The organism is Streptomyces sp. WAC05292 (assembly GCF_003949955.1).
Lineage (GTDB): Bacteria > Actinomycetota > Actinomycetes > Streptomycetales > Streptomycetaceae > Streptomyces > Streptomyces globosus.
This window is the reverse complement of sequence record NZ_RPSE01000300.1, coordinates 1-7,921: the sequence shown is the minus strand read 5'-3', so window position 1 is coordinate 7,921 and position 7,921 is coordinate 1. Positions and strand designations below refer to the sequence as shown.

Annotated in this window: 8 protein-coding genes and 1 pseudogene; 4 read left to right on the top strand and 5 right to left on the bottom strand. The window is 74.5% G+C overall.

Going from position 1 to position 7,921, the window contains the following annotated elements; genetic code table 11:
- Both EF903_RS24545 and EF903_RS35935 read left to right on the top strand, forming a co-directional pair.
- Positions 1–476: helix-turn-helix domain-containing protein (locus EF903_RS24545; RefSeq protein ID WP_312845957.1), on the top strand; the 476-nt coding region annotated here is incomplete at its 5' end.
- 67 nt (positions 477–543) lie between these two features.
- On the top strand, positions 544–1,125 hold the full coding sequence (locus tag EF903_RS35935) for a hypothetical protein (protein WP_185902796.1): 582 nt from the start codon (positions 544–546) through the stop codon (positions 1,123–1,125).
- Between the two features lie 115 nt (positions 1,126–1,240).
- Here EF903_RS35935 and EF903_RS24535 read toward each other — a convergent pair.
- Positions 1,241–1,702: pseudogene (locus EF903_RS24535) on the bottom strand (carbohydrate ABC transporter permease); the annotation flags it as partial.
- A 330-nt stretch (positions 1,703–2,032) separates the two neighbouring features.
- Between EF903_RS24535 and EF903_RS24530 the strand changes: the two are divergent.
- Both EF903_RS24530 and EF903_RS24525 read left to right on the top strand, forming a co-directional pair.
- Positions 2,033–2,572 carry a sigma-70 family RNA polymerase sigma factor gene (locus tag EF903_RS24530; protein WP_125546621.1) on the top strand — a complete coding sequence of 180 codons (540 nt, stop codon included), beginning with the start codon at positions 2,033–2,035 and terminating at the stop codon, positions 2,570–2,572.
- Between the two features lie 233 nt (positions 2,573–2,805).
- The gene (locus tag EF903_RS24525; protein WP_185902797.1) at positions 2,806–3,270 is read left to right on the top strand and encodes a hypothetical protein; all 465 of its coding nucleotides are present in this window, start codon (positions 2,806–2,808) and stop codon (positions 3,268–3,270) included.
- A gap of 49 nt (positions 3,271–3,319) precedes the next feature.
- On the opposite strand, the gene EF903_RS24520 is transcribed toward EF903_RS24525, so the two are convergent.
- From EF903_RS24520 to EF903_RS24505, 4 genes are all read right to left on the bottom strand, one after another.
- Positions 3,320–3,739, bottom strand: coding sequence for a hypothetical protein (locus EF903_RS24520; RefSeq protein ID WP_125546617.1), 420 nt, complete (start codon positions 3,737–3,739; stop codon positions 3,320–3,322).
- A gap of 39 nt (positions 3,740–3,778) precedes the next feature.
- Positions 3,779–4,639 carry an Fpg/Nei family DNA glycosylase gene (locus EF903_RS24515; RefSeq protein ID WP_125546615.1) on the bottom strand — a complete coding sequence of 287 codons (861 nt, stop codon included), beginning with the start codon at positions 4,637–4,639 and terminating at the stop codon, positions 3,779–3,781.
- Positions 4,640–4,703: 64 nt separating this feature from the next.
- Entirely contained in the window at positions 4,704–6,767 is a 2,064-nt protein-coding gene (locus EF903_RS24510) for a SpoIIE family protein phosphatase (protein ID WP_260615861.1), read from the bottom strand.
- 7 nt (positions 6,768–6,774) lie between these two features.
- A partial coding sequence (locus EF903_RS24505; protein ID WP_221888766.1) for a DUF6777 domain-containing protein occupies positions 6,775–7,921 on the bottom strand: 1,147 nt, incomplete at its 5' end.

Genomic DNA, 7,921 nt, shown 5'->3' with positions numbered 1-7,921 from the left:
CTCCCGAGGCGGAGAACCCCATGTCCACCACCCCCTGGCACCGCCGGATCATCCTCGCGGCGGCCTCCCTGGCCTTCCTCACCGGCACGGCCTGCTCCGCCCACGCCACCCCACCCCCCACCACCCCCGCCACCGCCGGCCAGCTCCCCCCGTACTGCGGCGCCGGCGGCGAAGGCGGCAAGGGAGGCGAAGGCGGCAAGGGCGGCGCCCCCGGACAGCCCGGCGAACCCGGCAAGCCCGGACAACCCGGCTGCTTCCGCTTCGACACCCTCCCCGACAAGCCCGCCGACCAACTCAACCTCGCCGACAAGGTCCACATCGTCATGGCCCTCCTCACCGACGACACCGACACCCGCAAGAAGGACATCGCCCACCAGTACGACATCCCCGTCCAACAGCTCGACACCTGGAAGAAGCACTACCTCGAAGGCAACTGGACCGCCCTCATGAACGGCACCAACCCCTTCTGCCCCTGACAGCCCGGACATCCGACCCCCGACCGACAACCGCCCGGACCGCACGAGGACCGGCAGGAGAAATGCCATGCACATGCGCTCTTGGAAGTTCCGACTCGGACTCGTCGTCTCCACCGCCCTGATCGGTGCCGGCGCCGTGGCACCCGCCGCCTCGGCAGCCCCGGCGAAGGCGCCCGAGACCGCGACGACGGCCACCGCCCCCGACGACAGCCGCTCGACGGGCAGCCGCGGCCTCGGCCTCGGCCAGGTCATCGGCAAGGGCAAGACGGGCGCCGGCAACGTCAAGATCGGCAACGGGACCGTCCAGGTCGGTGACGGCGTGTGCGTCGGCAACTGCAACGGGACCGTCAACGGGACCAACGGCGGCAACGGCGGCGTCTGCGTCGGCCGCTGCAACGGCAGCGCCAACGGCGGCAACGGCACCGACGGCGGTACGGGCGCCAACGGAACGAACGGCGGCAACGGCGGCGTGTGCGTCGGCTCCTGCCACGGCAGCGTGAACGGCGGCAACGGGGGCAACGGCGGGGCGGCCCCGCCCGGCGGCGACGGCGGGAACGGCGGCAAGGGCGGAAACGGCGGCGTCTGCGTCGGCGCCGGCTGCCAGACCAGCGGCCGCGGCGGCAACGGCGGCAACGGGGGCGCCGGCTGACCGCCTGACCCCGCCCCGGCCGCGCGGCAGGGGCGGACCGCATTCGGGAGGACCGCATCGCACGGCGATGCGGTCCTCCCGAACGCGGCGGGCGGGCCCGGACCGCCCCGCGGCGTCACTTCACCGAGCCGGCCATCACCCCTTGGACGAAGTGCCGCTGGAAGGCGAAGAACACCACGAGCGGGACCACCAGGGACAGGAACGCTCCCGGCGCGAGGACGCCGATGTTGCTGCCGAACTGGCGGATCTGGGACTGGAGCGCGACCGTGAGCGGCTGGGATCCGCTGTCCGCGAAGAGCAGCGCCACGAGCATGTCGTTCCAGACCCAGAGGAACTGGAAGATGGCGAGGCTCGCGATGGCGGGGCGGCCCAGCGGCAGCACGAGGCGGAAGAAGATCCGCCACTCGCTGCCGCCGTCCATCCTGGCGGCCTCCAGCATCTCGCGCGGGATCTCGGCGAAGTAATTGCGCAACAGGAAGATCGCGAAGGGCAGCCCGTAGGCGACGTGGAAGAGGACGACGCCGGCGACGGTGCCGAACAGCCCGACCGCGCCCATGAGTTTGGCGACCGGCAGCAGGGCGGCGGACAGGAGCGCGAGGGCCTTGCGGGTGCGCTGGGTCATGGGCACCACTCTCTCCAGTTAATACGACTATCTGATCACCTTTTAATCCATGGAAGGAGTCGCTGCGCGTCGGAGGAGCCGGCCGGACGCACCGGCGTCCGCACCGGCGCGGCGTCCGTTCACCGCACCGTTCGACCGTTCGGCGACCGCTCACCGGCCCGGGCGGCCGCCCACCGGGCGTCCCGGGCGCTTGGGCGCAAGACCGCGGCCGGACGGTTCACGGGACGCCCGGCGCAGGTGAGGGTGGGTGCGTCGGACCCGGACGGCCCCAGGAAGGAGGCCCTCGTGCCCCTCTCCCCCACCCTCGCACGCACGGCCCCCGAGGCGCTGGCCGAACTCCAGCGCGAACACGGCCGGGCCTTGTTCGGCCTCCTGCTCGGGCTCACCTCCGGGGACGCCCAGCGCGCCGAGGACCTCGTCCAGGAGACGCTCGTTCGGGCCTGGCAGCACCCGGAGGCCCTGGCGAGCGGCCACGCGTCCATGCGGCCCTGGCTCTTCACCGTCGCGCGGCGCCTCGCGATCGACGCGCGCCGGGCCCGCCTCTCGCGGCCGCAGGAGGTCGACGCGGACGCGCTGGAGCAGGCCCCCGCCCCGGAGGACGGGGTGGCGGGGTCCGTGACGGCCATCGACGTCCGGCGCGCCGTCGGGTCGCTTGGACCGGAGCACCGGGAGGTCCTGCTGGAGGTGTACTTCCGCGACCGGTCGGTCGCCGAGGCCGCCGCCGAGCTGGGGATCCCCGCCGGAACCGTCAAGTCCCGCACGCACTACGCCCTGCGGGCCCTGCGCAAGGGCCTCCAGGGATACGGGTACGGGCTCGGCGCGTGAGCGCGCCACCGCCCGGCCGCCGCACGGGGAATCGATCCGAAAGCACGCGGATCGGACACGAAGTGCGCGGAAACAGGCCGCAGACCGTTCAAGTTGAGTAAACATCCCCCACGGCGCAAGCCGGGAGAGGAAGGCTCGGTACCCACGGACGGGAAGCTCGACACGCGGGAGAAGGTGGAACGGTGCAGCCCGAGGGTACGAACGGCACCAGTGACGGCGGGCTTGCGGTGCCCATGGCGTGGCTGTACGCCGAGTACATCGCCGACGAACTGCTGCGCACGGGCCGGCTGATCCCGGCCGGCACCCTGGAGTTCCGCGCCGGCCGCGACACGCTCGCCCTGACCATCTACCTCTCCGACGCCGCCGGCGAGCTCTCCGGGATCCGCGTGGTCTCCCAGCTCGACGAGTGGATGTCGCTGACGGCGTACGGGCACCCCTGGCGCGACTGGGTCCACACCCGCTTCCTCGCGCTGGGCGAGGAAGCCCGCGAAAGCGGCCGCGGAGAGGACCCGGACCTCGAACTCGCCCGCGCGGCCTGGCGCTGGCTGGACCGGACGGAGCTCTTCGCCACCAACATCGACGCCGCCCGGCCGGGCGGGCCCGAGCCCTGCCAGGGCCTGGACGAGAACGCCCGCGTGTGGACCCCCGCCTGGCAACTCGGGCTCCCCCTGGGGCACTTGGCCATGCACCTCTTCTGACCGGACCACGGCCCCGCGGCCCGCCCGGAGCCGGCCCGCCGGCCGCCCGCTACGGGCGCCGCCGCGCAGGCGGGGGGTCGGCCGGGTCCAGCACCAGGCCGGCGAAGTCGGCCTCGTTGCGCTCCGCCCGCGCGACGTACCACCGGGCGATCAGCCACAGCACCGGATAGGCCGCCACCCCCAGCAGCGCCCACACCACCGGGCCCGGCACCCCCCCGGGCACGGCGAACAGCAGCGGCAGCACCCCCACCGCCAGCGCCAGCGCGGCCACCGCCCCGAGTCCGGCGCGCAGTTGGCTGCGCATGAGGGCGCGTACGTACGTGGTGCCGAGGCTGGTCTGCTCGCAGATCTCCGAACGCGCCGGGGTGTACGCGGGAGCACGGCGGCGGGCGGCGCGCGGCACCCCCGTGACGGTCTCCCGCCGGGGCGCCGCCGCCGGCCGGAACGGCTGTGGCGGAGGGCCCTGCATGGTGCGGAAGTGTACGCAGCGGCGGGAGCGGGCGCCGGGTCATTTGAGGAGGCGGGAGAGCCTGCGGTCGGCGAGCGGCTTGCCGCCCGTCTGGCAGGTCGGGCAGTACTGGAGGGAGGAGTCGGCGAACGACACCGACCGGATGGTGTCGCCGCACACCGGGCAGGGCTCGCCGTCGCGGCCGTGGACCCGCAGGCCGCTCTTCTTCTCGGCCTTCAACCGGCCCGCGGCGACGCCGTGGGCCCGGTCGACGGCCTCGCGCAGAGTGTCCCGGAGGGCCTCGTACAGCCGGGTGGCCTGCTCCTCGTCGAAGGCGGAGGCCTGCTTGAACGGGGACACCCCGGCCGCGTGGAGGATCTCGTCGCTGTAGGCGTTGCCGATGCCGGCGAGGACGCCCTGGTCGCGCAGCACACCCTTGATCTGCCGGCGCTCGCCCGCCAGCAGCGCGGCGAACGCGTCCCGGTCGAAGCCCTCGGCCAGCGGGTCCGGCCCCAGGCGGGCGATGCCGGGGACCTCCGCCGGGTCCCGGACGACGTACACGGCGAGACGCTTCTGGGTACCCGCCTCCGTCAGGTCGAAGCCGCCGCCGCCTTCGAGGGCGACGCGCAGGGCGAGCGGGCCCTTGCCGGGGCGCGGCGGGCGGTCGGGCAGGGCGTCATGCCAGCGCAGCCAGCCGGCCCGGGCCAGGTGGGCGACCAGGTGGAGTTCCCCGATCCGCAGGGCGAGGAACTTGCCGTACCGGGCGGTGGGCCCCGCCGCCTGCCCCTCCAGGGCGGACAGCGGCGGGTCGTACGTCTTCAGCACGCTCACGGCGAGCGGAAGGACGCGTTCGACGACCCTCCCGGTCAGGTGCTCGTCGAGGAACTCCCTGAGGGCCTCGACCTCCGGCAGCTCGGGCATCTCCCCAGCCTGCCCATCCGGCGGCCGGTGCGCGACCGGACGGCCCCGGACCGGGGGTGCGGGCTCAGTTCAGGAGGAATTCACACCAGACGCACTTGCCGCTGCCCCGCGCCTCCACGCCCCACACGTCCGCCAGCCGGTCCACCAGCATCAGCCCCCGCCCGGACACCCCCGCCTCGCCGGCCTCCCGGCGGCGCGGCAGGGCGCTGGAGCGGTCCTCCACCTCGACCCGGAGCCGGCGGACCGGCCCGCTCAGGACCCGCAGGGTGACGATCGCCGGGCCGTCCGTGTGCATGAGGGCGTTGACGATCAGCTCGTCCGCCACGAGTTCGATCTCGTCGGAGCGCTCCCGCGCGCCCCACGCGCGGACCGCCGCGCCGATCATGTGGCGGGCCGACACCAGGGCCTCCGGATCGCCGGGGGCGACGTGCTGCTGGAGCCGGCCGCCGCCCTGCGCCGTCTCCTCCACGCGGCGGCGCAGCAGGAGCAGCGCCATGTCGTCGTCGCCGCCGCGCTCGTCCGTCACCTCGCAGAGCCGGTCCGCGAGCCGCTGGAGGTCCTCCGGTCCGCCGCGGACCAGCCGGGACAGCAGCCGCATCCCGTCGTCGAGGTCCGCTCCGGGGTGCTCGACGAGGCCGTCCGTGCACAGCAGGATCGTTTCGCCGGGGTCGAGCTCCACCGTCGTCACCGGGTACTCCAGGCGGCCGAACTCCGCCGAGAGGCCGAGCGGCATCCCGCCCTCGACGGCCAGCCGGCGGCAGTCGCCGTCGCGGGTGCGCAGCAGCGGGTCGATGTGCCCGGCGCGGACGATCTGCAGGACGCCGGTCGACAGGTCGGCCTCGACGTACGTGCAGGTGGCGAAGCGGTCGGTGTCCAGTTCGTGCAGGAACACCGACGCCCGGGCCACGACGGTGCCCGGCGAGTGGCCCTCGGCGGCGTACGCGCGCAGCACGATCCGCAGCTGGCCCATGACGGCGGCGGCGTGCGTGTCGTGGCCCTGCACGTCCCCGATGACGGCGCCGACGCGGCCGCCGGGCAGCGGGATCACGTCGTACCAGTCGCCGCCGATGTCCTGGCCCATGCGCGCGGACCGGTAGCGGACGGCTATGTCGCCGCCGGGGACGGTGGGGATGCGGCGCGGCAGCATGGCCTGCTGGAGGCCTTCGGCGAGGTCGTGCTCCTGCTCCAGCAGCATGGCGCGCTGGAGGCTCTGCGCGATGCTGCTGCCCAGGGCGACGAGAAGGTTCCGCTCGTCCTGGGTGAAGCCGTCCTTGTCCTGGTAGAGCAGGCCGATCGCGCCGATCGGGCGGGCCTGGGCGATCAGCGGCAGGTACGCGGCCGCCGAGATGTCCATGTACGAGATCTTCGCCCAGAGGCCGGGGTAGCCCTCGGCGAACTCCTCCGCGGAGTCCAGGAAGCGCGGCTGGAGCGAGCGGACCACCTCGCTCATCGGGTAGTCCTCGTCGATGCGGGTGTAGCGGGTGCCGGGGACGAAGCTCCCCGAGGGGCCCTCGGCGACCAGGTGGATGCGGCCCGCCTCGACCAGCCCCATGACCATGCCCATGGAGCCGAGCCGCTCCAGGCCGTGGGCGTCGCCGATGACGTCGATGACGTCCTTGACGGTGCGGGCGTGGGCCAGGGCCGCGGTGGTGCTCTCGACCACCGAGGTCTGGCGGCGGCGCTCCTCGTCGAGGCCGAGGCGTTCGGCCGAGTGGCTGAGCTCCTCGGTGGCGTCGCGGACGATGCCGATGATCCGGTGGGGGCGGCCGTCGCGGTCGCGCATGACGCGGCCCTGGGTGTGGGTCCAGCGCAGCCGGCCGTCGCGGCAGCGGATCCGGAAGTAGGCGCCGTAGCTGTCCTCGTCGCCCTTGAGGGCATGGGAGACGAGGTCGAAGAGGCGGGAGCACTCCCCCTCGGGCACGCGGGTGGCGAGCGACTCGGGCCGGCCGTCGTACTCCTCCGCGGCGGTGTCGAACACGTCCAGGGCGGCCGTGTCCAGGTGCATCAGGCCGGTGGACAGGTCCCAGTCGAAGCTGCCCATGCGGTTGAGCGAGAGCGACCGGTCCGGGTGTGCGGGCCAGTCGTCCGGCAGCGATACGGTGGTCGGCACCGGTCCACCATGACACACCGGCGGGTCAGGCGCCCCCCGGGTGCGCGGCGGGAACCGCCCCGGTCGCCGCCCCGGCGGCGGGCACCCCGGCCGTGGTCGGGTCCGGCTCCTGCACCGCTTCGCGGCCGGGAGCCCCTGCCGCGCCGGCGAAGGGGTCGGCGTCCTGGATGCCGGTGCCGTCGGCGTCGGCGCCGTAGGAGTCGGAGTCGGCGGAGTAGGAGTCGGCGGAGTAGGAGTCGGCACCGTATGGGTCGGTGGAGTCGGTGGCGTAGGGGTCCGCGCCGTCGGTCTGCGTGCCGGACGTGTCGGCGGTCCACGGGTCGGCGCCCGGATCGGTGAGGGCCGCTTCGGCTCCGGCTTCCGCGCCGGGCGCGTTCGGGTCGTACAGGTCGCCCGTGTCCGCGGCGGTGTCGTCGCCGCCCGGCCACGGCGCGACGTCGCCGCCGTCACCCGTGGCCTGGTCCGCCCCGGCCGACCCGTCGGCCGGCAGGCCCGGCTGGGACGGGGTGCGCTGCGGGGCGTCCTGCCCGCCCGGGACGCTCTCCCCGGGCGGGGCGGCCGGGGCGGTGGCCGGCGCGGCCCCGGCGGGGATGCCGTCGGCGGGGTCGTAGGCGGGCATGACCCGCGGGGAGCGGTCCTGGGCGCCGTCGTCGCCGGTGGTCCGCTCGATCCAGGTGTTGTCCGCGACGTTGGCGATGACGAGGCCGGCGAGCGGGTGGGGCGAGGGTTCGATCACGATCACCTGGTTGGGCTGGTAACCGTTCCACCGCTCGCCCTTGACGGCCGGGGTGCCCTTCGCGCTCAGCGGGGCGAGCAGCGGGCTGCCGCCGGCGCAGCGCAGGCGGGGCATACCCTGCGCGTCGACGAGGACGGCGGTGCCGGCCTGGAGGACCGACTGGAAGCCGTACGCGCCGCCGTCGCGGAAGCCGTGGTTCGTGACGCGGGTGTCGGCGCGGAGCACGACCGGTGTGAGCCCGCGGAGGAACTCGGGGAGCCCGGATTCCTGGACGGACGAGGCCGCCGCGAAGGCGCGGGCCTTGTTCTCGTCGCCGGTCAGAGCGCGCAGCTGCTGTTCGACGTCGCAGCTGCCGAGGCGCTTGGTGCCGCCGTAGAGGCCGGGGGTGGCGGCGCCCACGGTGCGGATCCCGCGGCCGGTCGGGTTGGGGAGCGGG